At 49.9% G+C, this 25,694-nt stretch carries 27 protein-coding genes; 12 read left to right on the top strand and 15 right to left on the bottom strand.

The window, feature by feature from the left end:
- Positions 1 to 12 precede the first annotated feature (12 nt).
- On the top strand, positions 13 to 807 hold the full coding sequence (gene cobK, locus MTCT_RS04600) for a precorrin-6A reductase (protein ID WP_048176619.1): 795 nt from the start codon (positions 13 to 15) through the stop codon (positions 805 to 807).
- Positions 808 to 914: 107 nt separating this feature from the next.
- Here the strand turns inward: cobK and glp are convergent, their stop codons facing one another.
- Positions 915 to 2,141 (bottom strand): gephyrin-like molybdotransferase Glp, encoded by a 1,227-nt coding sequence (gene glp / locus MTCT_RS04605; RefSeq protein ID WP_048175628.1) that lies wholly within the window; start codon positions 2,139 to 2,141, stop codon positions 915 to 917.
- A 142-nt stretch (positions 2,142 to 2,283) separates the two neighbouring features.
- Between glp and eif1A the strand changes: the two genes are divergently transcribed.
- From eif1A to MTCT_RS04645, 8 genes are all read left to right on the top strand, one after another.
- A complete protein-coding gene (eif1A, locus tag MTCT_RS04610) occupies positions 2,284 to 2,583 on the top strand; it encodes a translation initiation factor eIF-1A (RefSeq protein ID WP_010876635.1) in 300 nt (99 codons plus the stop codon).
- Between the two features lie 11 nt (positions 2,584 to 2,594).
- On the top strand, positions 2,595 to 3,407 hold the full coding sequence (locus tag MTCT_RS04615) for a serine protein kinase RIO (protein WP_048175629.1): 813 nt from the start codon (positions 2,595 to 2,597) through the stop codon (positions 3,405 to 3,407).
- Positions 3,408 to 3,594: 187 nt separating this feature from the next.
- Positions 3,595 to 4,161 (top strand): KH domain-containing protein, encoded by a 567-nt coding sequence (locus tag MTCT_RS04620; RefSeq protein WP_048060946.1) that lies wholly within the window; start codon positions 3,595 to 3,597, stop codon positions 4,159 to 4,161.
- A gap of 191 nt (positions 4,162 to 4,352) precedes the next feature.
- Complete coding sequence (top6B, locus tag MTCT_RS04625; protein WP_048175630.1) at positions 4,353 to 5,924, top strand: DNA topoisomerase VI subunit B; 1,572 nt, start codon at positions 4,353 to 4,355, stop codon at positions 5,922 to 5,924.
- The gene (locus MTCT_RS04630) at positions 5,921 to 6,982 is read left to right on the top strand and encodes a DNA topoisomerase IV subunit A (RefSeq protein ID WP_048175631.1); all 1,062 of its coding nucleotides are present in this window, start codon (positions 5,921 to 5,923) and stop codon (positions 6,980 to 6,982) included. The genes top6B and MTCT_RS04630 overlap by 4 nt, the downstream gene beginning before the upstream one ends.
- Positions 6,983 to 7,536: 554 nt before the next feature.
- The gene (locus MTCT_RS04635; RefSeq protein WP_048175632.1) at positions 7,537 to 8,550 is read left to right on the top strand and encodes a phosphorylating glyceraldehyde-3-phosphate dehydrogenase; all 1,014 of its coding nucleotides are present in this window, start codon (positions 7,537 to 7,539) and stop codon (positions 8,548 to 8,550) included.
- A gap of 23 nt (positions 8,551 to 8,573) precedes the next feature.
- A complete protein-coding gene (locus MTCT_RS04640; protein WP_369798256.1) occupies positions 8,574 to 9,410 on the top strand; it encodes a deoxyribonuclease IV in 837 nt (278 codons plus the stop codon).
- 145 nt (positions 9,411 to 9,555) lie between these two features.
- The gene (locus MTCT_RS04645) at positions 9,556 to 10,671 is read left to right on the top strand and encodes an AAA family ATPase (protein WP_048060948.1); all 1,116 of its coding nucleotides are present in this window, start codon (positions 9,556 to 9,558) and stop codon (positions 10,669 to 10,671) included.
- 138 nt (positions 10,672 to 10,809) lie between these two features.
- On the opposite strand, the gene hemA is transcribed toward MTCT_RS04645, so the two are convergent.
- The 14 genes from hemA to MTCT_RS04715 all read right to left on the bottom strand — a co-directional run bounded on the left by hemA (position 10,810) and on the right by MTCT_RS04715 (position 22,663).
- Positions 10,810 to 12,009, bottom strand: coding sequence for a glutamyl-tRNA reductase (gene hemA / locus MTCT_RS04650; protein WP_048175634.1), 1,200 nt, complete (start codon positions 12,007 to 12,009; stop codon positions 10,810 to 10,812).
- On the bottom strand, positions 12,006 to 12,623 hold the full coding sequence (locus MTCT_RS04655) for a bifunctional precorrin-2 dehydrogenase/sirohydrochlorin ferrochelatase (protein ID WP_048175635.1): 618 nt from the start codon (positions 12,621 to 12,623) through the stop codon (positions 12,006 to 12,008). Before MTCT_RS04655 ends, hemA begins: the two co-directional genes overlap by 4 nt.
- An 11-nt stretch (positions 12,624 to 12,634) precedes the next feature.
- On the bottom strand, positions 12,635 to 13,102 hold the full coding sequence (locus MTCT_RS04660) for a methanogenesis marker 9 domain-containing protein (RefSeq protein ID WP_010876645.1): 468 nt from the start codon (positions 13,100 to 13,102) through the stop codon (positions 12,635 to 12,637).
- A 125-nt stretch (positions 13,103 to 13,227) separates the two neighbouring features.
- Positions 13,228 to 14,820 carry a methyl coenzyme M reductase system, component A2 gene (gene atwA, locus MTCT_RS04665; RefSeq protein ID WP_048175636.1) on the bottom strand — a complete coding sequence of 531 codons (1,593 nt, stop codon included), beginning with the start codon at positions 14,818 to 14,820 and terminating at the stop codon, positions 13,228 to 13,230.
- 93 nt (positions 14,821 to 14,913) lie between these two features.
- Positions 14,914 to 15,642 carry an MJ0144 family RNA dihydrouridine synthase-like protein gene (locus tag MTCT_RS04670; protein WP_048175637.1) on the bottom strand — a complete coding sequence of 243 codons (729 nt, stop codon included), beginning with the start codon at positions 15,640 to 15,642 and terminating at the stop codon, positions 14,914 to 14,916.
- A 65-nt stretch (positions 15,643 to 15,707) separates the two neighbouring features.
- Positions 15,708 to 16,457 carry a GTP cyclohydrolase III gene (locus MTCT_RS04675; RefSeq protein WP_010876648.1) on the bottom strand — a complete coding sequence of 250 codons (750 nt, stop codon included), beginning with the start codon at positions 16,455 to 16,457 and terminating at the stop codon, positions 15,708 to 15,710.
- On the bottom strand, positions 16,454 to 17,359 hold the full coding sequence (gene cofD, locus MTCT_RS04680; protein ID WP_048175638.1) for a 2-phospho-L-lactate transferase: 906 nt from the start codon (positions 17,357 to 17,359) through the stop codon (positions 16,454 to 16,456). Before cofD ends, MTCT_RS04675 begins: the two co-directional genes overlap by 4 nt.
- A gap of 45 nt (positions 17,360 to 17,404) precedes the next feature.
- Positions 17,405 to 18,163, bottom strand: a complete 759-nt coding sequence (gene cofE / locus MTCT_RS04685) for a coenzyme F420-0:L-glutamate ligase (RefSeq protein ID WP_048175639.1) — start codon at positions 18,161 to 18,163, stop codon at positions 17,405 to 17,407.
- 10 nt (positions 18,164 to 18,173) lie between these two features.
- Complete coding sequence (gene purO / locus MTCT_RS04690; RefSeq protein WP_048175640.1) at positions 18,174 to 18,782, bottom strand: IMP cyclohydrolase; 609 nt, start codon at positions 18,780 to 18,782, stop codon at positions 18,174 to 18,176.
- A 110-nt stretch (positions 18,783 to 18,892) separates the two neighbouring features.
- Complete coding sequence (locus MTCT_RS04695) at positions 18,893 to 19,282, bottom strand: biopolymer transporter ExbD (protein WP_048175641.1); 390 nt, start codon at positions 19,280 to 19,282, stop codon at positions 18,893 to 18,895.
- 4 nt (positions 19,283 to 19,286) lie between these two features.
- Positions 19,287 to 20,126, bottom strand: coding sequence for a MotA/TolQ/ExbB proton channel family protein (locus MTCT_RS04700; RefSeq protein WP_010876653.1), 840 nt, complete (start codon positions 20,124 to 20,126; stop codon positions 19,287 to 19,289).
- A gap of 173 nt (positions 20,127 to 20,299) precedes the next feature.
- Entirely contained in the window at positions 20,300 to 20,923 is a 624-nt protein-coding gene (gene rnhB, locus MTCT_RS04705) for a ribonuclease HII (protein ID WP_048176621.1), read from the bottom strand.
- Between the two features lie 35 nt (positions 20,924 to 20,958).
- Positions 20,959 to 22,029 (bottom strand): rod shape-determining protein, encoded by a 1,071-nt coding sequence (locus MTCT_RS04710; protein ID WP_048175642.1) that lies wholly within the window; start codon positions 22,027 to 22,029, stop codon positions 20,959 to 20,961.
- 1 nt (position 22,030) lies between these two features.
- The gene (locus MTCT_RS04715) at positions 22,031 to 22,663 is read right to left on the bottom strand and encodes a hypothetical protein (protein WP_048175643.1); all 633 of its coding nucleotides are present in this window, start codon (positions 22,661 to 22,663) and stop codon (positions 22,031 to 22,033) included.
- 255 nt (positions 22,664 to 22,918) lie between these two features.
- On the opposite strand from MTCT_RS04715, the gene MTCT_RS04720 reads away from it, so the two are divergent.
- From MTCT_RS04720 to MTCT_RS04730, 3 genes are read left to right on the top strand one after another with little or no spacing between them, the layout of a single operon-like run.
- Entirely contained in the window at positions 22,919 to 23,593 is a 675-nt protein-coding gene (locus MTCT_RS04720) for an archaetidylserine decarboxylase (protein WP_048175644.1), read from the top strand.
- 53 nt (positions 23,594 to 23,646) lie between these two features.
- The gene (locus MTCT_RS04725) at positions 23,647 to 24,306 is read left to right on the top strand and encodes an archaetidylserine synthase (RefSeq protein WP_231855261.1); all 660 of its coding nucleotides are present in this window, start codon (positions 23,647 to 23,649) and stop codon (positions 24,304 to 24,306) included.
- 38 nt (positions 24,307 to 24,344) lie between these two features.
- Complete coding sequence (locus tag MTCT_RS04730) at positions 24,345 to 25,670, top strand: DUF515 domain-containing protein (protein ID WP_048175645.1); 1,326 nt, start codon at positions 24,345 to 24,347, stop codon at positions 25,668 to 25,670.
- The last annotated feature ends 24 nt before the right edge of the window (positions 25,671 to 25,694 follow it).

Raw genomic sequence — 25,694 nt, forward strand, 5'->3', positions numbered from 1 at the left:
CAGAGAGAAAAAATGTCTGTCATCGTTATGGCCGGGACAGAGGATGCCAGGAGGATAATATCTAGGCTCTCAGGGATGCCATGGGTCGAGGTGACAGCCACTGCGACAACAGAGCATGGATCTGACCTTGCAGAGAAGTCTGGAGCCTCAAGGACAGTTACAGGAGCCCTGGACAGTGATGGGCTCCGTGAACTCATGGCAGACCTTGATGCCTGCATCCTGATTGACGCCACCCACCCCTTCGCAGCCCAGGCAACAGCAAATGCCCTCAGGGCCTGCAGGGAAACCGGAACCCTTTATGTGAGGTTTGAAAGGCCGGAAGTTAGCCCTGATGGAGTTATAAGGGTCGGTTCATTCAGGGAGGCCGGTGAAGTCGCCTCATCCCTCATAGGGGATGGGGAGGTTGTGATGCACCTTGCTGGTGTATCCACCCTGGGGGATGTCCTCAGATCCCTTGAACCTGAGAGGGTTGCTGTCCGCGTACTCCCCTCCACCTCATCCATCGAGAAATGCCTCCAGCTGGGGGTCCCGGCCAGCCATATCATCGCCATGCAGGGCAGGTTCTCAGCTGAAATGAACATTGCCATCCTCCGGGAATACCGTGCAGGTGCTGTTATAACCAAGGAGAGCGGTGAAACAGGTGGGCTCCCTGAGAAGGTTGAGGCGGCATCAGAACTCGGCATACCGGTTATACTCGTGGAGAGGCCGGAGGTTAACCTGGAGGGTGAGGCTGTCTTCGGTGACATCAACGACCTCATGGACCATGTGCTGAAGATCCTCAGGGATATGGGACAGCCAGGTGACTGAAGTGATAGCCCGGGACCTCGAACCGACCCTTTAACTACTGATTTTCCTGCTGAAGTGATACCCGGGACCTCGCACCGACCCTCTAACTGCTGATTTTCTACCCCATACTACTGATTTTCGAAGAGAACAACTTCAACTTCCTCTCCCTCATTGATGATCTCAACGTTCTTGGGGACCTCAATGTAACCATCGGCCCCTGCCAGGGCTGCTACTGCACCTGAATCCTTGAATATTGGGCGTGCATAATCCCCGTCCACCATCACAAGTGCATAGTGCACCCTGCCCCTTGATGAGTGGAGCCGCTCTGCAAGTTTAAGGGTTTTAACCTGCCCTGAGGATGCCTTTCTACCTGACAGTTTCCTTATGAATGGTTCTATGAGTGACATGAACACTATGAGGGCTGATACAGGGAACCCCGGGAGTCCGACAACAATTTTATCATCAACCACCCCGACTATGGTGGGTTTACCAGGCTTTATTGAGATACCATGGATAACCACCCTGCCCAGTTCATCCAGGACCTCCGAGAGTATGTCACCGGCCCCTGCAGATGTCCCCCCGGATGTTATTACCATATCAGCCTCCTCAAGGCCCCTGAGGATGGCATCCCTGAGCTCTCCATAGTCATCCCGCACTATCCCTCCACGTTTAACAGAGCAGCCCGCCTCCTTCAGGGCGGATGAAAGGCCCGCGGAATTTGAATCAAATATTTTACCTGGCTCTAGCTGTCCTGATGGCTCAATGAGTTCATTACCCGTGGATATAACACATACAGATGGCTTTGAAATCACATTGACGCGGGTTATCCCTGCAGCTGAGAGGGCTGCTATTTTATCGGGTGAAAGTACTGTTCCAGCCCTGAGGAGGACGTTTCCCGCCCCGATATCGGATCCCCTTGCAGCTATGTGCTGGGACGGGTAGGCAGGTCTCTGGATGTAAACCCGGTCCCCCTCCTCCCAGGTGTACTCAACCATGACCACTGCGTCTGCACCCTCAGGCACAGGGGCCCCGGTGCTTATCCTGGTACACAACCCCTCAGCAACCTCAAGGGACGGTACAGACCCCGCATCAACGGTCTCGATGCACCTCAGGGTGGCAGGGTTCTCCTCATCTGCCCCGAAGGTGTCCGCGGCCCTCACAGCGTAGCCATCCCTGGAGGCCCTGTCAAATGGTGGGAGGTCCACCGGACTTTCGATGTCATCAGCAAGCACCCTTCCATCAGCATCCAGTATATCAACAGTTTCAGTGCCCTGGCTGTAGAGTTCACTGAACAGTTCCCCCGTTATTCTCCTGGCATCATCCAGATCGATTATCTCAAGAAATTCAACACCCATCAAATCACCGCGAATCTAGTCTCCTGAGCAATTTATTTATATCTGCACGGGTAATAAATTATAATGTCTATTTCTTTGATTGCTGGATATTAAATTCCATTAAAATCAAAGTTAACCAACGAAAAAATCAGGAGGAGAGTATTTGAGTAGAGGACATCAGACACAGGAAGTCAGGCGTGTTAGGACCCCCAGGAGGGGTGAGATACCGGGAGTTGTTGAACAGATAATGGGCCACGGAAAACTGAAGGTGAGGTGTGCCGATGGTCATATAAGGCTCGGCCGTATCCCCGGAAAGATGAAAAAGAGGATATGGATACGTGAAGGGGACGTGGTCCTTGTTAAGCCCTGGGAGTTCCAGAGCGAAGAGAAGGCTGATATCGTCTGGAGATACACGCGTACAGAGTCAAACTGGCTCGAAAGGAAGGGTTACCTTAAACTGTGAAGTTGATTTTAATGGACCCCGAAGAAACCGGGAAGGCCCCCGAGATCAGGGCGCTTAAATCCAGAGCAGTGGACAGGGTTGATTCCGACCTTGGCCGGATGGAGGCTGTTAAAAGATTAAAGGGTGTTGAGGACCGGCGGGTCGGTAGCGAGGTCTTTGATGAGCTGACCCTCAAAACCCTCTACAAGCTGGCGAATTCAGGTTACCTTGCTGTTCTCAATGGTGCTGTGAGTACCGGGAAGGAGGCCAATGTCTTCAAGGGCATCACAGACACCGACGACTTCGTTGCAGTCAAGATCTACCGGGTGGCCACATCCGACTTCAAGAAGATGCAGTACTACATCCAGGGGGACCCCCGATTCAAGGTCAGGACAACAAACAGGCGCCAGCTGGTCCAGGCATGGGTTAACAAGGAATTCCGGAACCTTAAGAGGGCACTTGAGGCAGGGGTCCGTGTACCGGAACCGGTCACTGCAAGGGACAATGTGCTCATAATGGAATTCATTGGGAAGGATGGTGTTCCAGCGCCCACCATGCGGGACGCCCCACCAGAGGACCCTGAGGAAGCCCTTGAGACAATAATTGAATACATGCACCGCCTCTATAAGGGAGCCCGGCTTGTCCATGGGGATCTATCATTCTTCAACATACTCAACCATTGCGGTGAACCCGTGATAATAGATGTATCACAGGCAATGGTGCTTGACCATCCCCTTGCCGGCGAACTCCTTGAAAGGGACATAGAGAACATAATACGTGACTTCAGAAGGATAGGGGTTTCTGTAACTGCAGATTATATCCGGGAGAGGATAACCGGAAAGTAAACATGAAGAACCTGGGAAACATATATACTGTAGAAAAAAGCCAGTAAGATGTTAGGGGTCTTTACAGGAAATAAACAGCAGATCCATAGGCCAGGAAGTCCCTGATAATCGGCAACCCATGAAAATCAAAAACATGACCAGAAAACAGCATAATCCATAAACCATTTATTTCATCGAGGTGAATGAAATGCCAGCCGAGGAATACATTAAAATACCCCGCGAGAGGGTTGGAGTTTTAATAGGCAAAAACGGTGCGGTTAAGGCAAAAATAGAGCGCCTGACCCAGACTGAACTGGAAATTGACAGCGAAACCGGTGCAGTTACTCTCATACCACAGGATGAACTGGAGGATCCCCTCTCACCATGGAAGGCCAGGCACATTGTCAGGGCCATAGGGAGGGGTTTCAACCCTGAGGTTGCCCTGAGGCTCCTTGATGACGATGTCGCCCTTGAGGTCATCAAGATAACCGACTATGTTGGTAAATCCAAGAAGGCCATTGCAAGGCAGAAGGGTCGTGTCATCGGTCGTGAAGGTATAACAAGGCGTATAATCCATGATATGACAGGCGTGGACATATCTGTTTACGGCAAGACGGTTTCGCTCATAGGAGAATTTGAGAAACTTGCTGTTGCCCGGGAAGCCATTGAAATGATACTTAATGGTGCAAGACACAAATCTGTGTACGCGTTTCTTGAAAAGAAGAAGCAGGAACTGAAAATGAAGGAGTTTCAGGAAGGCGCTAAATTAATGTAAACTCCATCACAAACCTACTTTTCATGGGTGCTAACTTCAATTATTCTAAAGATACCCCCTCAAAATGCATCTTCTGTAATAGTTACATATAGGGGTATAAGTTTATATGGCATGAATTACACATATATCCATATGAACATGGCAGTCCCCATGTATTAATCCCATGAAAAATTTTTAAAGGAGGCGAATTTTTGGCGAGGCAAGCTTTGGATCTCTTTGATGAAGGATTCCAGGAACTCACTCCCTCAGAATTCTTCAGAAAAAACAAGCAGATGCTTGGTTTTACCGGGAAAATAAGGTCACTTACAATAGTGTTCCATGAACTCATAACCAACAGCTTTGACGCTGCCGAAGAGGCAGGTATACTCCCTGAGATCAAAATAGATCTCAAGAGAATCGGGAAGGACCACTACATCCTGAGACACCAGGACAACGGTCCGGGTATACCTGAAAAGTACATCCCAAAGGTCTTCTGTACCATGTTCGCAGGGTCAAAGTTCAGGAACATCCAGTCCAGGGGACAGCAGGGACTCGGATGCAGTGGCTGTGTGCTGCTATCACAGATGACCACAGGTAAACCCGTGAAGGTCATCTCAGGTACAATGGAAAACGGGGAACTCAAGGGGGTCAAAATGACCCTCAAGATGGATGTTAAAAAGAACCAGGGCCTCATACTCGAAAAGGAGGAAGTCGAAGTCGATGGTACCGGTGTCTGCATAGAACTCCACTTCAAGGACGTCTCCTACTCACTCTCAGAACAGGGAGCCTACGAGTACATAAGGAGGACAATGATAGCCAACCCCCATGCCAGGATAGTATTCAATGACCCAACCGGGAACCGTTACGTCTTTAACAGGGCATCCGACGTCATACCCCCAATGCCAAAGGAGGTCCTCCCCCACCCATGGGGTGTCACCGCCGATGACCTTATATTCATGGCAAAGCACACCGATAAAAGGCGGTTCGGGAGCATGCTGAAAAGCAACCTCTCGAGGATGTCCTCCATGAAGATCAAGGAACTGGAGGAACTGACAGGGATAGACCTCAACAAAAGACCGAAGGACATGAAGTGGGAGGAGGCCGAGCAGATAGTTGAGGCCTTCAAGAAGATGAAATTCATGTCACCCCCGACCTCCGGCCTCATACCCATCGGAGAGGAGCAGATTGAGAAGGGTATGAAGGAGATACTCCAGCCAGAGTTCACAGCAACGGTAACAAGGAAGCCAAAGACCTACCGTGGGGGTATAGCCTTCATAGTTGAGGCAGGTATCGCCTACGGTGGAAACTCCGGCAGACTGGTCGGTGACCAGAGAAAGGCTGAGATAATGAGGTTCGCCAACAGGGTACCCCTCACCTTCGACGCTGGAAGCTGTGCCATAACAGAGGGTGTTAAGAGCCTCGACTGGAAGCGTTACGGCATAAGGGACCTTGAAAATGCACCCATAAGCATATTCGTCAATGTGGTGTCAACCAACGTCCCCTACCTGTCAACGGGTAAGCAGAGTGTGTCACCTGAACCCGAGATACTCGGGGAGATCAGGCAGGCCACCATGATAGTTGCAAGGAAGCTCTACAAGTACCTCAGGAAGAAGAAGGCAGCCAAGGAGGAGGCGCAGAGGGCGAAGATCTTTGAGAGCTACGTGCCTGTGATCATAAAACAGGCCGCTCTTCTGGCTGAGCGGGAAGAACCCGATTACAGAGAACTCCTCGACACAGTTACAAGAAGGGCAAAACTTGAAATTCTGGGGGGAATCACTGAATGAATAGAAGGGAAATAGCCATTAACAAACTCAAAAGTCTTGGAGACGTTATACTCGATGATGTGACCAAGGGGAGGATCCCCAGGATAAAGGTCCCGTCAAGGGGCACATCCAACATAATCTATGATGAAGATAAGAGGCACTACGTCCTTGGAGACCGATACGGTACACGTTCAATGGGTAACGTTAAGCAGATCAAGAAGATAGGGCAGATGCTCTACACAGCTAACTTCTGCAAGGACCTCGTGGCGAGGGAGAAAACAGCCACCCTCAGGGAACTCTACTACATCTCAGAGGGTTGGGAGGTGGACTTTGCAGACCAGCAGGAGTCCAACATCGTTGGTGAGGACCTTGAGGTCACCCTTGGCATGACCAGGGAGGAACTGGGCCTCATGCCAGAGGAGGACGGAGCGTCTGTCTACGGGGCCCTGACTGTCCGTGAGGGTGATATTGAAATAGATGCCCTCCGATCAGGTAAATCAGGCTACAACATATCCCCAACCATCGATGAGGTTGAATTTGTGGATCATGACGTTGAACGTGTCATTGCAGTTGAGACAATGGGTATGTTCCACCGTCTCGTTCAGGAGAAGGCCTACAAGAAGTTTGATGCCCTTATAGTCGGACTGAAGGGTCAGGCTGCAAGGGCAACAAGGAGGTTCATCAAGAGGGTCAACGAGGAACTCAACCTCCCGGTTTACATCTGCAACGACGGAGACCCATGGGGATTCCATATCGCCATGGTCATAATCTCAGGCAGTGCAAAACTCGCCCATGTGAACCATCAGCTTGCAACCCCGGATGCAAAGTTCCTGGGTGTGACTGCAAGTGACATAATAAACTATGACCTTCCAACTGATCCTCTCAAGGATGTCGATGTTGTAAGGCTCAAGGAGCTCCTCCAAGACCCCAGGTACAGGGGTGATTTCTGGAAGACAGAGATCAAGAAGATGCTCACTATCGGTAAGAAGGCAGAACAGCAGTCCTTCTCAAAGTATGGTCTTGAGTATGTTGTAGATACCTATCTGCCAGAGAAACTCGAGGCTGTGGAGAACCAGTAGCTGAAGCATCTTAAATTATTTATTTTTTAGATTTTTATTTTTTAGACACAATCTTTTTTCAAGGAAAAAACTGATCGCTGCTAACCAGCTTTTATTTTAGACACATAATCCTTTTTTCAAGAAAACTGATTGCTACTGATCGCTGCTAACCAGCTTTTATTTTAGACACATAATCCTTTTTTCAAGAAAACTGATTGCTACTGATCGCTGCTAACCAGCTTTTATTTTAGACACATAATCCTTTTTTCAAGAAAACTGATTGCTACTGATCGCTGCTAACCGGCTGAACAATAACTGCGGTTTCTCTGTGGATGAAACTGCACCCCCTAACATTTCCTTTAAATCCCGGGCCCTTAGAGGTATCCTTTTCCCTCAGAAGCCCATGGGAAGCATTAAATATTATCATGGGAACCCCTGATCCCTGATCCGCCATTCACCGCACTTTTAGATAAGTATATAAAATAATCCATTAAAAATAGTATCAGGTTAGGAATTTAAACTCAAAGAGGTTTCCCTGGGAACAGCGTTTTTCAGGGGATAGGAGGTTTTTTTAAATGATATCTGTAGCCATTAACGGGTATGGGACAATAGGAAAGAGAGTTGCTGATGCTGTAGCTGCCCAGGACGACATGAAGGTCGCTGGTGTCAGCAAAACAAAACCTGATTTTGAGGCGAGGGTTGCAATCGAGAAGGGATACGACCTCTACGTCAGCATCCCTGAACGTGAGAAGCTCTTCGACGAAGCCGGCATACCTGTGAGCGGTACCGTGGAGGATATGCTGGAGGAAGCAGATATAGTGGTTGATGCAACACCTGAGGGTATAGGTGCAAAGAACCTTGAAATGTACAGGGAGAAGGGCATAAAGGCCATATTCCAGGGCGGTGAAAAACACGACGCCATAGGATTATCCTTCAACTCATTTGCAAACTACGATGAATCCCTTGGAGCCGACTATACCCGTGTGGTTTCATGCAACACAACAGGACTCTGCAGAACCCTCAAACCCATCGATGACCTCTGCGGCATAAAGAAGGTGAGGGCTGTTATGGTGAGGAGGGGTGCCGACCCCGTGCAGGTCAAAAAGGGACCGATAAACGCCATAGTACCGAACCCTCCAACCGTGCCATCACACCACGGCCCCGACCTCAAGACCGTCATGAAGGGCGTTAACATCCACACGGTGGCCCTCCTGGTCCCAACAACACTGATGCACCAGCACAACATAATGGTTGAACTTGAGGATCCCGTTGAGGCCGATGAGATAAAGGCCCGGCTCGATGAGACCACGAGGGTCATGCTTGTCAGGGCCTCTGAGGGTCTCGCATCAACGGCTGAGATAATGGAGTACGCCAAGGAACTTGGAAGGTCAAGGAACGACCTCTTCGAGATACCTGTATGGGAGGAGTCAATAAACGTTGTTGACGGGGAACTCTTCTATATGCAGGCCGTCCACCAGGAGTCAGATGCTGTGCCCGAGAGTGTGGATGCCATAAGGGCACTCCTGGAGCTCGAGGAGGACAACATGAAGTCCATCATGAAGACCAACAGGGCCATGGGCATCCTCTAAATCTCCCCCTCTTTTTTATAGTGGTGTTGTTTTTGATAAGGGTTGGTCCGGCTGGTAACCCTGTTGGTTACCTTGGAAGCACCGTCAATGTCTTCAGCAAGATCAGGGCCATGGGACTGGACGCCTACGAGTACCAGGCAACCTATGGCCTCAGGTTAAAGAAAGAGAACGCCATCAGGATCGGAGAGAACTCCAGGAAGAATGACATCCTTGTCTCGATGCACGGACCATACTACATAAACCTCTCATCGGCCAAGAAGGAAACCGTTGAAAAATCCATTGAACGCCTATTTGACTGCGCCGTTGCAGCGGAACTGATGGGAGCCTACAGGATCGTATTCCACCCCGGATTCTATGGCGACCATGGGAGATCAGGGGCCATTGGACTCTGCATCAAAGCCCTGGATGAACTCATCGAGCGCCTCCATGGTGCAGGTATCAGGAAATTCACCCTTGCACCTGAGACAACCGGTAAGAGGTCACAGGTTGGAAGCCTTGATGAGATAATAAAGCTTTCAGAGGAATTCGATGAGGTCATGCCCACCATAGACTTTGCACACATACATGCAAGGGGCGGTGGATGCATAAGGGATGCCTCCAGTTACAGGGGGATACTTGAGAGAATCGAGTCCAGGCTCGGATCCCATCACCTACACTGCCACTTCACAGGGATAGAGTACACCGACGCCGGGGAGAGGAAGCATCACAGCCTCTCTGAGGGCTACGGGCCTCCCATAGAGCCCCTCATAGAGGTTCTTGTGGATGGTGGGTGGGATGCCACCATAATCTCTGAGACACCGATGAAGGACACTGATGCCCGGAAAATAAAGGGCATCATCAAGGAATACCTCGAGAGATAAGGAATACCTCCAGGAAATGATGGTAACTAACTTGAATCATCTGACCTAAAGGTTTATACAGACAACTGCACAATTTATCTATGATGACCTTGTTTCTGAAATATATCACAGTATCAGAATTTGTTTCTGAAGAACAGGTGATGTGGTGAAATTCAACAATATAATCTATGACCCCCAGGTATCCGATAAAAAGTTTCCAGTGCAGGCATCAGACCCTGAAAGGGAGGCTAAACTTGTTGTGCTGCAGCCAGTTGGATACCCCTTTGTATGCAACCTCATGGAGGCTCCGAGGATAGACGCTGTTAACAAGGAGCTCTTTGAGATATACGCCAGGGACCAGTGGGAGGGTTTCAGGGCAGCTGAGGGTTCATACCTCTTTGACCAGAAGCTGCTCCCTGACTATGCCTTCAAGATAATAAGGGCCCATCCTGACGGTTCAAAGATAACCAGGAACACCTCAATAATACTCCTGGAGAATGATCGGGAGGAATTCCATGAGGTCAGGAGCAGCATCACCATGGATGACGTTATCGGGCAGGAGGACGCCAAGATAAAGTGCAGGATAATCATGAAGTACCTTGAAGATCCAGACCGCTTCAGGGACTGGGCCCCCAGGAACGTTCTCTTCCATGGAAGCCCGGGGACAGGTAAGACAATGCTTGCAAAGTCCCTTGCAAATGAACTGAAGGTCCCCCTCTACCTCATAAAGGCCACGAGCCTCATAGGGGAACATGTTGGTGATGGCGCAAGGCAGATACATGAACTCTATGAACTCGCATCAAAGACAGCCCCCTCAGTCATATTCATAGATGAAATGGATGCCATTGGCCTTGACAGGAGATACCAGTCCCTCCGTGGAGACGTCTCAGAGGTCGTCAACGCCCTCCTCACAGAGATGGATGGTATAAACCAGAACTGGGGTGTTGTAACAATAGGAGCCACCAACAACCCTGAACTTCTTGATAAGGCCATAAGGAGCCGTTTTGAGGAGGAAATTGAGTTCAAGCTGCCTGATGATGAGGAGAGAAAACTGATGCTTGAGAAGTACATTGAAACCATGCCCCTCAAGGTGGATTTCCCTGTTGACAAACTTGTCAAGCTCACCAGGGAAATGTCAGGGAGGGATATAAAGGACAGGGTTCTTAAGACAGCCCTCCACCGGGCCATAGCAGAGGACAGCGAATCTGTTAGAGCCGAACACATAGAGTACGCCCTTAAGGAGCGTAAGGTCTCAGGCGAACCCAAACACATGTTTGCCTGAAACTTTTTTATTTACAGAGATAGCCTTTTACAGAGAAATAGCCGTTAAGCAATTATCTACTAGCTTTTTCACTTACAGAAAAAGAATAGCTTTAACGGACTTACACCACACAGAAAGAATAATCTTCTTAAGAGTTCCTCATTTTAGATCTTTGCAGTTAAAGAGCTCCGCGCACATGCTCAGAAATTCCTCATCGCCCCTCTCAGCCGCCTGCCGGATGCTGATGGCTATATCATGGAATATCTTATCCACGATGGACCTGCTGAGGGCCTCAATAACCCCCTCAGGGTCAGAGGAGTTCATGATCTTATTGAGGGCCCTTTCTGCCTCGCGCCTGCGGAGTGACTCCATATTGCCCCTCACCTCTGCAAGGAGGGGTTCAACCTCCATGTGTTTGAGGGACCTCAGGAGGAGCTTAAGTTCACTTTCAACAATTCTTTCAGCCTCCCTCGCCTCTGCCTCCCTCCTTCTCCGGTTCTCTTCCGCCACTCCCCTCAGATCATCGATTGTGAAGAGTCTGATGCCAAGTTCTCTTACCGACTCCTCTATGTCACGTGGGTTGGCTATGTCCACCATGACCACAGCGGATCTCCTCTCCGGAGGTATTGCGTCCCTGACACGTTCACGGGTCAGAATGTAGTGGGGTGAGCCTGTGGCACTGATAACAACATCTGCGTCCCTGAGGGCCCTGTTGAGCCTGTCAAAGTGTATAGCATCTCCACCGAGTTCACATGCCAGCTGGTAGGCCCTCTCATAGGTCCTGTTGGCCACCATTATGGCGCTGAGGTGCTTCTCTGCAAGTGCCCTTGCAACGAGGGTCCCCATCTTACCTGCCCCTATGACAAGGACCTTCCTGCATTTCAGATCTCCGTGTATGGATTCTGCAAGGTCAACCGCTGCTGACCCTATGGAAACAGAGCCCCTGTTTATCTGGGTCTTCCTCCTGACGGTCTGCCCCACATGGACTGCCTTGGTGAACACCATGTCCAGGACCGGGCCGCAGGTCCCTTCACGCATGGCCTGAACCCTTGCAGCCTTTATCTGGCCGAGTATCTGGTCCTCCCCTATTATCATGGATTCAAGACCGGATGCAAGTCTCAGGATATGTCTGAGGGCATCCTCATCCCCTTCAACCGTGAATCCATCGAACTCAAAGCCCGGGGGTATCTCCTGAACTGAAAGGTAGTATTCGATGCGGTTGCAGGTCCTTATTGGGACCTTCTCCATCACAGCTCCCCTGGACTCAAGTTCAGCCACAAGGGCCTCCATCCTCTCATGTGAGGACTCCATGGTCTTCACATCGGATGTCTTGTGGTCCAGCCTTATGTTGAGAATCACCTGCAACACCCCAGCCGTTCCCTGATTATGATTTCAGCCCTTTCAACTGCCCCATCAAGGTCTCCCCCTTCAATCATCTCCCTCACCCCGGGGTCCTCTGAAATTTCATAGAGTATCCTGCGCCTCTTCCTGTGATCACCGGCCTCACCCATTAGAATCCTCCTTGCCCTGTCCTGGACCTCGATCATGAGGAGGTCCTGGGGGCTGATGGCCTCCCGGATCCTCTCCCTCAGATACCTTGCCATGAGGGGGCTCTTTGTCCCCGTGAAGATCGATACTGAAACCTCTCCAATGTTGAAGGTGGCCGGGACCACGACGTTACCCCTTGAGGGATCATCTGCCCTGTTTATCAGTTTACCGCCTGCAAGTTCAGTCACCCTTTCATTCAGGTCGCCGTCAGGACTTGCTGCCACTACGAGGTCGGCCCACTCCACCCAGTACTCAAGGTCGTCCTCCCTGGCAGGGATGGTTCCCTCAATTTCTGATGTGCCGATAACCGCGACCTCTGCTCCTGCTTTAAGGAATCTTTCAGCCCTCCTCCTCCCCACCGTACCGGAGCCAACGATGAGAACCCTTCTACCATCCATGTCTATGTAGAGGGGTGTGAGGGACATCATATCATCCGTCAGAGGGACTTCATTCTCAGTATCTTCATTGCCGTCCTGAGGTCGTTGCCCGCATCCTCAAGGGCCTCCCTGGCCTCCTCGGGAGTTACGTCGAAGGCATCTGCCAGGGCCTTCACGCTCTCTGTGTCAGGTTCTGATGTGCCGACAAGTTCCTCGGAGAGTTTCTTCTTGAGTTCCATGTACTCCTCGGTGCTCATGTTTATCCTCTTCATTGCCATGTCCCTCAGGGGGCATGGTTTTGATGGCTTGCAGCACCATACCAGGGATCCGAAGCATGTCCCCTGGCCCTCCCCGAGCCTTGTTCTCTTTGCAAATGACTCCTTGATTTCAATGTAATCCTGGGGTGTGAGCCCTGCCTCCTCGAGGGCTATCATTATGGGGCAGGGTTTAACCGGTGGGCAGCAGAAGGTGAGTGCCCTCTTATCACCACCCCTGCAAACATGGGATGGTGCATCGCTCCATACCAAACAAAGTCCTCCTTTATTAACTATATTTATTCTATTAATAAAACATCATGGTTAACAGATACTTTAATGGCTTTAATTACGGTTTAATAAATAAATTGTGGTTCCCCTGATTAAGAGGGGTCTATTTACTCCCTGAACATCTTACTCTTCTCATCGGGTGTGAGGTCACCAACGATTGACTCGGGGTCACCTGTCTTTAGAATCCTGCCGCCCCTCATGAGGGATGCCCTGTCACATACATCCAGTACAAAGTCCATGTCATGGGATATTATGAGGAATGTCTGATTCAGTTCCTCCCTTGCCTTGAGGATTGAATCTGTGACCTGCACCCTGGTTATGGGGTCCATTGTACCTGTCGGCTCGTCAAGTATTATTATGCGTGGCTCCTTGATGAGGACCTGGGCAAGGGCGACCCTGTGCCTCTCACCACCTGAAAGTTCATCGGGATACTTGCTAAGGATGCTCTCGGCGTATTTATCGTCGAATCCAACCGCCTTCAGTACATATACAGCCTTCATCCTTGCAAATTCAGCGGGTAGCTCCAGACTTATGGCCTCTGTGAGGTTGCCGAGAACATCCCTGTGGGGGTAGAGGCTGTACTCCTGGTGCAGTATTCCAAGGTAGGGTGTTACACGGCCACGACCGAGGGGTCCCTTCTCGGTCATGTCAATCCATTCATCACCGAGCCTCACACAGACCTTCCCGCTGCTGGGCTCTGTGATACCTATTATTATCCGGGATAGGGTTGTCTTCCCGGCCCCGCTTAGGCCAACAACACCGAAGATCTCGCCCTCATAGACCGTGAGGTCAACCCCATCGACTGCCTTAACAACACCCCTGTCAATGGAGTAGTAGTGTTTCTTGACATCAACCATCTTTATTATGGGGTTTTCCTGTTCGAATTCCTTGGCCTTTTCAGGGGCAGGTACCTGTTCCATGAACCTGGCCACCACTGTGTCCGGGTCTCCCTCCTCAACAATTTCGCCCTTCTCGATCCATATGGCGTAGTCTGAGAGGTCGCTCATGACCTCTGGCCAGTGGGAGGTTATGATCATTGTGATGCCCTTCTCCTTGACACCCTCAAGGAGTGCGTCGTGTATGAGTTCCGCTGTCTGGGGATCCAGTGTACCTGTTGGTTCATCTGCCAGGAAGAGCATGGGTTCCTTTGCAAGCTGTCTTGCGAGTACGACCCTCTGTTTTTCACCACCACTCAGGTCCCTTGCAATGTGGGTTATCCTGTGGCCCATCTGAGTCATCTCAAGGAGCTCCAGGGCCCGGTAGAGGGCTGTCTCATATTCAAGCTCGGGCATTGACTTTATGACGTTATCGATTACGGTGTCATCCTCATAAAGGGCGAAGGTCCTCTGCAGCATGATGGCTATCCTTCTCCTCACAGCAGCGAATATCTTCTTGTCACAGTTCCAGAAATCGACCTCCTCCAGTGCAAAGCTTGATCCGCAGGAGCAGTTCCTGCCATCAAAGGATGGTGGCTCCACACGAAGGCATTCAGGACATATGGCGACGTTGTAGATTACCCGGCCGCTGTCTGGTCGGTACTCCTTCATACCACGGAGCATGTTGATGAGAACTGATTTTCCGGCTCCACTCCTTCCGAGTATACCCAAAACCTTGCCCTCATCGATTTCAACACTGATATCCCTTAGAACCTCAACACCCTTAAACTTCTTTGTGACATTTTCCAGTTTTATGAAAGACATGTCCTCACCCTCAGCTACCAGAATCAACATTGTCAGTAAACATGAATCTGTATATTCTTTTGATGAAGGGACTATTAAAATTTTCCTAAATTTTTAGTCTGAATTAAATTTCAGTTCCCTGAGGTTGAAACCGAGTCTGCCGGATATTGCCGCCCTTGCAACCGACACAGCATCAGCCCCGGCTGCAAGCATTGCCCTCGCGGATTCAAGGTCCCTCACAGAATTGTTACCTATGAGGATGGAGTCCCCCTTCACCTCTGAAACAAGGGATACGAGTTCCAGGTCAGCCCTGTCCTCCCCGGGTTTCATTGCATCGAGGTGGATGTAGTCGACCCCAAGGTCAGCCAGAACCCCTGCCACCCCGACGGTGTCAGCCCCAGGTACGTTTCCACGTATCTTGACTGAAACCCTGGATCTCGCCTTCCCTGTAACCTCCGCTGTGAAGTCCTCCAGGAATTCAGGATCCAGGAGCATTGACTGGCCTGCCCCTATTTCTGTTATCTCCGGCTGTCTGCAGTGTGCATTGATCTCAACAACGTCAACAGACTCAATGGAGGAGATTTCCACTATCCTTTCAGGTTCAAGGGCCCTGATGTTCACTGAGACCATCACATCGAACCTCTCCTTTATCCTTGAGGCCTCATGATTGATGATTGATCTCAGTTCAGAACAGTCAAAATCAAATTCAGGTCTGCCCCTCTGAGCTATGAGCCTGCCGGCCCTGGAGGTCTCTCTATCCGCATTGTAGCCTCCAAGGGTGACCATGTCGAATCCATAGGGGATAAGTTTCAGGCAGAATTCCGCGTCACTTATTCCTGCCATTGGGGCCAGGACCCTTATGCTATCAGCAACCCTGATTTTTTATGGAGAATCAATCTAATTAGATACTATTCCTTCATCACATGGACAAGGTCATAGGTGAAGCCGCCCCTTATTTCCTCAAGGGCCAGGTCAGCCAGGTTTGCCGCCTTCTCGGCTGTCGGGGCCTTTCCTATGCCCGCCTTAAGGGCCACGTTTATCTCATCATCTATCTCATTGATTATCCTCAGGAGACCCTGAGGTTCAAGACCATTGCAGGGGGACATGAAGTTGTCTCCGCCTATGAAGAATAGGAGGGCGCCCTCCTTTATCAGCTTTTTCATCAGAAAATGCTGAACCCTGTTCACGATGAAGGATGTGTCATAGGCAGGTACAATGTCGGTCATTGTCTCTGTGATGCCATTGATATCGATGTGAGCTATCTGCACGTAGCCCTCATCCACAAGGCCGTCTATGGCAAGTACCTCCTTCCTCTCCTCTGACTGGGCGCCTCCATGGCTCTGAAGAGCCCTTGAAGCGTTCCTCTGAGCATCGTAGGGTGTCTCAGCAGCGCCCACACCCATGCTCACGGTTATTGGGTACCTGTTGCCTATGGATTTCTGTATCCTGCGGTGGTCCTCAAGGTCCATTCCATTGGTGACTGCAAGCATGTTATCGAATCTTGTGAAGAACACAAGTCCCTGGCGGGCAGCAAACTGGCGCTGAAGATCAGCGTAGAGCTCTGCCTGCATTATCTGGAGATCCGCCTCATTACGGGGGGTTGGTGTGACTGTCCATGGCCCATAGTTGTCTATTTGAATTAAGGTCATTTGTATCATAATATTTCACCCAAAAGTATTCTGGCCAACATTATTTTATCCCCTATGTTTTTCATGTTGGTCTTTGTTATTGTCACCTCTTTTATTAGTTTTTCTATTTCCCCCTTGAGATCAGAATCGGTTTCATCGATTACCAGTCTGTCAAGAAAATCTGCGTAGATCTCTGCAACCCCAAGACTTGAGGCATCATAGCCCTTCGCCTCCATGAATTTCCCGGCGGGACCACTGAAGGGCCTACCGCCGGTAAAGGGGGATACAGCAGATACATTCACCTTTTTCAGGGAATCAGTGACCCCCTCCATATTTATGATGGGCCCTATGGATGTGACCGGATTTGATGGTCCCAGTATAACCATGTCTGCTGATTCAATGGCATCAAGTACGCCGGGGGCGGGTTCAAGCCGGCTGAATCTCACATCAAGGACCCGCGGCTCGGATCTCCTCTCAACAAGGAATTCATGGAACTCCATATCTCCCTCATCGGTGACTATGACTATGTCGGAATCCTCATTACTCATGGGCAGAACCCTGGATTCAACGCCCAGTGCCCTGGACTGTATCTCCACAGCCCTGTGAAGGGGCATCTCCCCCAGGAGGAGGGTCTTCTGTATCTTAAATGCCCGATCCCTGTCCCCTATTCTGAGGAGTTCAGGGCATCCAAGTTCCCTGAGGGTCTCATGGGTGATGAAGGTATCGCCCTCCACACCGTACCATGTCTCCTCGTTGATGATGCCTGCAAGGGTGTAGAGAACCGTGTCAACATCGGGAGCCACATAGACTCCTGAAAGGTAGCCGTTCTCAACTGTGTTCACTATAACTGTTACCTCTTCAGGATCAACTACCCTGACGAGCCCCTGCAGGAGCTTGGGTGTTCCTGTACCCCCCGATAGAACGGTTATCATTGGTTGCCTCCACACAGGATATTCATATTACCTGGATAACATTGATTAGCCCCTGAATACGTCCAGTTCCCTGGCTCTTAAGAGTGGTTTTACACCCCCATCTGATCTGAGGTGTCCCCAGGGGTAACCCCTGATAATGACGGCAGGTACTCCCTCATCTGCCTGGCCCATTACAAGGGATGCTGCAGCTGCAAGTTCATCTGCAACTGCAACCCTGGTGGTCTCAAGACTCCTCCCATAGAGGTCCCTCTCACCCTTACGGTCCCAGATGGGTGAAAGACCGGCAACACCCACGGCAACACCCACGGCCCCCTCCCTGAAGGGCCTTCCCTGGGTGTCCGATATTATAACGGCAAGTTCCCTTCCGGTGGCCTCCTGCAACGTCCGCAGTATCCTCTCTGCACTTCCATCGGGGTCACGGGGGAGGGGTGTTGCTAGGCCATCGTCAACGTTGGACTCGTCGATACCTGCATTTGCACATACAAAGCCGTGGCGGGTTTCGGAGACTATGAAGTCATGACCAACCCTGATTATTTCACTGGACTCCCCCAGGATCGCCTCAACTAGCGAAGGATCCTTACCCGTCCTTTCTGCGATATCCAGAGCCTCCGGGGATGGTTCGATTTCTTCAAGGGATATTATGTTGCCCTCTGCCTTAGACACGATGGTTTCGGCGATCACGATTATGTCACCATCAAGGAGGTCCTCTCCCCCTTCCTTGAGGGCACTGATGATGAGGTATGCAATGTCATCACCAGACCCCACGAGGGGCATGCCCTCGACTCCGATTAGACTTATTCCCATCCAAGCACCTTTATATTTCTCTTGTCGCCAGATTCCAGCCCTCACCATCGTTGAATGCAGCTGCTGCTGTGACCGGGTGTGTGAAGGAGGCGAATTCGCCCCCTTTAAGTATGAACTCCGCTGCCTCCTCCGGACTTCCTGCCTCGAATTCTGTGGCTGCTGGCTCTGTCTGTTCATAGGTGGAGATGTACACTGGTGTCTCCTCGGGGACCCTGCTGACCATCAGCCCGTCTGCAGTCACTATACCTATGAAGGCTTCTGAGCCGTTGATGGCCGCTCCTATTCGGGGGGTGTTGAGTTCATCCTTCTCATAGTCCATTGCAAGGAGTGAAAGGCCTATGGCGTCCCTGAGGTTCATGCCGAGGGCCACCTTATCTGCGATGGTGTCTGTATGGGACCCGTTGGATACAACCGCAGTGTCACCAACTATCCTGATGCAGTTATATGCTATGTAGGGGTTCCTGAAGACATCCCTTTCATGTCCCTCCACCGGGACAACTGCCACCCTCTCCTCATGGATGCTCGTCGTCCTGTTGGGGAATGATCTGCTTGAAACCCTGTATGCTACAAAGGACCCATTACTGTTTCTTCCGACTGCAAGTATTCTTCCAAGATACAAAAAAACCACCACTTCAAACTTTTTTATGAGGATTCATATGAAGGTTCTTATGAGATTCCACAGGGGCCATGAGTAAGTTCTTGGCAATTATGAGGTTCCTCAGTGAATGACTATGAGGGAGTCCTCACAGCCCTTTCGACTGGAAGGTCCGGGGGTGTGGTTATGATTATGGCCCCCTCCTTTGGCCTTATTATTATTTCACCCTCATCTATGACCCTTGTGTGGACAGCCACCGCACCGTTCCTTATGCGGTCGGACATGTCAACGCCGTTCACGGTGACCCTCCGGAGGCCTGCCACCGGGATGAGGTAGTACTCTGAGGGTCCTGTGTTTTCACTTATCTCAGGTTTTCCAGAGGCCTCTCCACTTCCGCCTCCAGAGAATGTTGCTGTCACAACAAGGAAGATCAGTATCGTGAATAGTATATCAATGAATGGGACCATGTTGAATCTGGGCTTACCGTGGATCTTGTTCCTGTACCTTTCTGTGTCAAGAGCCATCCTATCACTGTCTCAGTTTACTCTCAATGATCTCGGCACTCTTACCGCACCTTTCAATTATAATATTGTTTATGCTCTTCTCAAGCATGCTTGGCTTGAAGGCTACAACCACATTGGCGTCGGGTTCATCAACAACCCGGACACTCACCACACCATCAGATTCCATGAGTGCCTTCACAACGTCGTCCACATTCCCCTCAACACTTATCCTCATAACGGCGTAGCCCCAGTTGGTCATCTTCTTTATGAGTTCAATCTTGTCAATCTCATCATCGATTCTTCCTGTTATGTAGGAGTAGAGTGGCATCAGGATGATGGCGACGGCAAGTCCAAGGATGGTTGTTATCAGGGCCACATAGATCCCCTCAGCCATTGCAGCGGGGTCAGCGTTAACCCCAAGGGCCCTGAAGGTGTACCAGATCCCTATAACAGTCCCTATCAGACCCAGCATCGGGGCCACCTCTATGATGGTCCTCAGGGTGCCGAGGCCCCGGGTCATGTTACTCATCTCCACGATGAACACTCGCTCCATGGCGTCCTCCACCTCTGAACGGTTCCGGTACCCTATCTTGAGGGCCTCTGATATTATCTTTGATACCGGGTTCTGGTACTGACCTATCTCTCTGAGGGCCTCCAGGGCCCCTCCCTTCTCCATGGACTCATTGACGGCCCCTATTATCTGGGGCGTGCTTACACGTGAAATTTTCCTCAGGTAGTGTATCTTCTCAAGTGCTGTGATGAATCCGTAGATTCCTATTGCTGCTATGAGGTAGGTGATAACACCACCGCTGCGGAACATCTCAAGTACTGTGCCAAAGAAGTTGATAACCGGATCGAGAAACATTTTTCTGCCTCACCTGGTGGATATTTAAAAATCAATGGGTATTTAAGAATAGTGGTTTTAATCCGGCTATACGGTTAAAGGATTATTATGGCCCCAATCACAGTTCAAGAAACACCATGATCTTAATTGCCATCAAATGCTGAGGTCACCAAAATCTTTAGTGTTCAATTAATTCACTGCTTCTTCTTCTTCTGAACGGTTGCCCATGACCTCCTGACAAAGTCTGGCAGTTCATCATAGGTGAATGATTCAAGAAATTCCCGGGTACGCGGGTCAGAGGGGTAACCGGACCCGATATCCCCGAGTTTCCTGTTCTTCTTCTGTATGCTCTCTATTTCAAGGTCCCTTTCAACCTTGGCTATTATGGATGCTGCGGCCACAGCGTAGTACCTTGTATCTGCACCGTGCTCTGCAGTGACCTCAATTTCCCCGAAGTGTGACCGGATCTCCTCCTCAAGCCTCTCTGGCTTAACATCCACCGAGTCAATGATCACACGGTCTGGCTGGGCCTCGGCTATTATCCTCTTTATGGCTATCTTCTCTATCTCATTCAGGTTGAAGCCCCTTTCACGCATTCTGTCAATGTCAGAGGCCGAGATCTTAACCGTGAACACCCTGGCTATTCTTCTTATCTTCCTTGCAAGGAACCGTCTCCTCTCGGGTGTGAGCTTCTTGGAGTCCTTCACACCCATCTTGCGGAGTATGGAGAACTTCCTCTCAGGGATCATCACACCCGCCACAACCAGGGGGCCTATCACCGGTCCCCTTCCAGCCTCATCAATACCAAGAACCTTCATCCGCTGGAGGCCCCTTCCAATCAAAAAAAGAATGATTATTTCATGGCCTTGAGCCTTACCTCTGGTTCAAGGGCCCTTGGCTCTGCAGCAACTATTGCGGCTCCCTTGGCCACCACTGTCATGGGGTCATCTGATATCTCAACAGGGATGCCCACCTCATCATAGATCCTCTCCTTCAAACCCCTCAGCTGTGAGGTTCCACCAACAACAACTGTCTTGTTGTAAACCCCGGATATGAGTTCCGGTGAGAGTCTCTCGAGGACCTCTGCGATGGATTTAACAATACCATTCACCACTGGCTCCGCTGCCTCTGCAACCATCTCTGAATCGATTTCAACCTTTTTGGGTTTGTTGGTTTCCATGCATTTTCCTATGACCACGGTTTTGAGATTTTCAAGGTCCTCATCGCATTTGACCATCCCGACCTCTATCTTTGCCTTTTCTGCTTCATGGATACCTATCTCAACATTGAATTTCTCCTTAACGAGTTCAACTATGTTGCTGTCTATGTCGTCTCCACCAACCCTGATGGTCTGGATATCGGTTATTCCACCCAGGGATATCACCACGATGTCACTTGAACCGGCGCCGATGTCAATTACCATGGTACCTGATGCCTCGGCTATTGGAAGACCTGCCCCTATGGCCGCTGCAAGACCCTCACTTATGACCAGGACATAGTTGGCGCCGGCCTTCCTCCCTATCTCCTCAACAGCGTTCCTCTCAACCTCCGATGCGTCCCCGGGTATGCCTATAACTATCCTGTCTATGGAATCAGAGTCACCGGCACCCATCTCCATTGCATAGACCAGGAGGGCTTCTGCCTGGGCCACGCTCTCAATAACACCCTTCCGGAGGGGTCTCACAGCAACTATATCCTCGGGGGTCCTTCCGAGCATCATCTTTGCCTCTTCACCCACTGCAAGAACATATGATGGGTCATCCTTCTTCACGGCCACCACTGATGGGATCTTGTAGATATCAAATTTATCTCCTGCCGGCTTGGCAACAACTGTGTTGAGGGTACCCAGGTCTATCCCGAGTGTGTTGGTGATGGCACTCTTCTTTTCAGGTTTTTCTTCAGATTTCTTTCCAAATGAAAACATTTCACTCCTCCTCGAATATGTCTTTAAAGTCAACTGCAAATATGTTGTTACGGGATGCTATTTCAGCTATCCTCTCAACGTCCTCCCTTTCATGGACAGAGATGAGAAGTGTTACAAGAACAACGTCTGTAACCTTGAAGAGGGGATCTATGATGTTCCTTATTACTGATGGAAGCTTCTCTGTAAGATAAACATCTGTTTCTATGAAACCGCTGGTTTTATCTTCAAGTACGAATGAGAAGCCCACATCATTCTTTTCAGCCTCCCCTGCAAATTTCTTCATATAGTTCTCTGGCGCAACAAGGAGTACAAGGTTGGGTTCGTTCTCAACGTAGTAGGGGGCTATCTTAATGTAGGCCCCTCCCTTGTCCTTACAGATAAGTGAAAGGTCCCTTATCTTGTTGCTGTCACCATAAATCATGATGAGGTCGAACCTCTTCCTTAAAAAGGAGTCTCTGATGGTAACGTGTTCCCTGAAGATTATCCTTACAAGGTCCCGGGATGATATTGCCTCATAGGCCACAGAGTTAACCATGTCCTCATTACCTGCAATTACACACCACAGTTTATCTGAACTCTGGGCCGTTGAGACCTGTGCCGCCTTTCTGAGAACCTTTATCTTACTCTCTATCATCACCATCACATCTGCCAGAAGGAACTTGTAGAATGAAGTTCCCCCATCAGAGGGAAGCTACTCTTTTAACTTGGATTACATTTAATCTTCAGTACATGAGTATATATATCTTTCACCGGCATATCACATTCTGAGGTTCATCATATGGTGTTCATATCGCTGTGAACTCCATGTGAAATGTTCATGTCACCGTGAACTCCATGTGAGAAGAAACCTATCAGATTAGATTACCGGTAATGGGAACAGGTGAGTTATTTGTTTGTAAAGGGTGTTGCAAAGAGGGCCAGCTTCCTCGTGAGTGTGGCCACAATTCCTCTGCTATTTGGTTACCATGCCATAGGCATACTCATGTTCACGGTTATAGCCTTCATGATGCAGTTCTTCCGGGACCCTGACAGGATCCCCCCCTCTGATGAGGACCTCATCATTGCCCCTGCAGATGGAAGGCGCCTTTCAGGTAAGATAGACAGGATAGAACGGGTGGGATCAGACTACCCCCTCATTGACAGGATATTCCCTGATGGGAGTGGTGGTATCCTCATAAGTACCTTCATGTCACCCTTCGATGTCCATGTTAACAGGGCCCCGGTCTCCGGGAAGGTGATATACACCGAGCATGTTGATGGGAGATTCCAGGTGGCCCGTTCAAGGGTACTCACTGAAAACGAAAAAAACTTAATTGTAATAAAAACAGATTATGGGAACGTTGGTGTTATCCAGATAGCGGGCTTCGTTGCAAGGAGAATCGTTCAGTACGTTAAAGAAGGCGAATATGTGGAGAGGGGCGACCGTATAGGTATGATAAGATTCGGCTCCAGGGTTGACCTGGTACTGCCTGAGAACTGTGAGGTACTTGTGAAAACCGGTTCAAGACCCATGGCCGGGGAGACAGTGGTGGCAAGGTTCAATCCAGGCCAAAAAAACGGATAATGTGCAGTGAAATTATGACTACACCAGATTATAAGTAAAACAGGTGGCGGTTGATGAACGATAAAAAAATAACCTCATTTATAGCTCTTCCAGATCTTTTATCAATGTTAAATGCATCTTCGGGTTATCTGTCAATTCTGCTATCCATTGACGGTTCCCTTAACGCTGCATGCATACTTATGCTCCTTGCAGTATTATTTGATTCCCTTGACGGCTGGGTTGCGCGAAAAACAGGGAGAATTGACATCCATGGATTCGGCAAAAACATGGATTCCCTTTCGGATGTGATATCCTTTGGTGTTGCCCCGGCAGTTCTCATCTATTCAGCGGCCGTTGATTTTCGATATATTAATATATTAGTGGGTCTCTTAATAGTATTATGTGGTATACTGAGACTTTCAAGGTTCAATGTTCTCACAGGGGGTGGGAAGAACTTCACGGGTCTGCCAATACCCGTGGCGGCTGTTACAATATCATCATTCTATCTCACGGGATTTTATAGCGAACTGAGTGCTGCCTTCATAATGATTGCAGTTTCAGTTCTGATGATAAGCAGCATAGAATATCCGCGGGTGGATGGTATGGGGGCCTCTACAGCCCTCATACTGATAATCGCGACCATAATCTCGGTTGCAGCCGTAGAAATCCTCCAGGCCGCCAGTGTTGTAGCAGGTCCCGTGGCGATAATACTTTTCATCGCTACTTTGACCTAATTGCAGTGCCCATACTACCTAAAAGAGATGTGATCTGAATGCTGGACAAGATTAAGGGTAATGATAGGGATAAAAAGAATAATCCTCCTGACCTCCGTAAAAACAACGATAAAGGCGATTCTGACATTGGGGGTAAACTGAAGGGACTTGTGGGTAAATTCAGTGGTGGGAGTGGTTCTGATAAGAAAAAACCCCGCCCCATGCCCAAACCCCGCCCGAGACTGAAGCCTCCTGAGAAGTCAGAGGACCGGAAGCCACTTAAAGGTGGGGAGAAACCAAAGCCACGTTTAGGCAGTGAAAAGCCAAGGCCAAGGCTCACACCACCCCCCAAGAAGCCAGAGGGTCCCTCAGGAGGTATAGGGAGGAGAATCCCTGAGGAGGAACAGAGAACCATAATAGGTGCCCTTGTATTCGGCCTTATCATCCTTGTGCTTGCAGGGGCAGGGTACTACTTCCTGGTCTACCAGCCATACCAGGAGACCCTCCAGAATGCCAAGGCCACAAAGATCGCCGAGGTCGACGCCCTCTTCAAGGGTCCCCTTGCAACGGATCCTCAGAAACAGGCCATACTTGCCCAGATAGACGCCGCGGTGACGCCGGAGGAAGCCCTTGCAGTTGATGTTGTGGGGCCAGCCACACAGTCCTGGCGCACCTACCAGAACCAGCAGATTAACATCAAGAAGGACCGGGTAGGCAGGGTCATGGTGAACTACACCGATAACAACCAGGAGAAACGTGTGATAATGAAGGTTGATGATGCCAAGAAATTCGTGAGCCAGGCAGATGCAACCGTGCTTGCCAACACACAGATCCAGACCCCGGATACAGTTGCCGTGCCCATCATGATAACAAGACTGCAGGCCGCCGGTGGGCTTATAAGTGTGGGGGATATGGTGGACGTCTACCTCAACCAGAATGCGACCGGCAACAACACATCAGCAGCGACATCAACACCCCGTATAAGTGGTGCCACCGTACTTGCAATTCTCCGGTCAAAGGACAGTGGAGCCGTTGATGCGCGAATACTTAACACTCAGAGACTTACACTTAACAGTATAACCTCACAGAGCGAAAATGAGAGGGCATCATCAACTGATGTTGAGCAGCTGCTGAGGGCTGCAGCATCAGGAGGACTCAATGAGGCAGAGATCAACGCCATACTCCAGAATTACGGTATAAGACTCTCAGATTACGAAAGATCATCAAATCTGGGTGAGCTGGACACCAACTACCTCATCATCCTGGAGGTCCCAAGGGAAGATGTCCTGTTCCTGATACAGAACATGAACAGCATAATCCTTACAGTACCAACACAGAACGCGCCCCAGTGGATGATACAGGAGCTGCAGAGAATATACGGTTAACCAAAACAAAAAATTAATTAATTT

Origin of the sequence: Methanothermobacter sp. CaT2 (assembly GCF_000828575.1) — an archaeon.
Lineage (GTDB): Archaea > Methanobacteriota > Methanobacteria > Methanobacteriales > Methanothermobacteraceae > Methanothermobacter.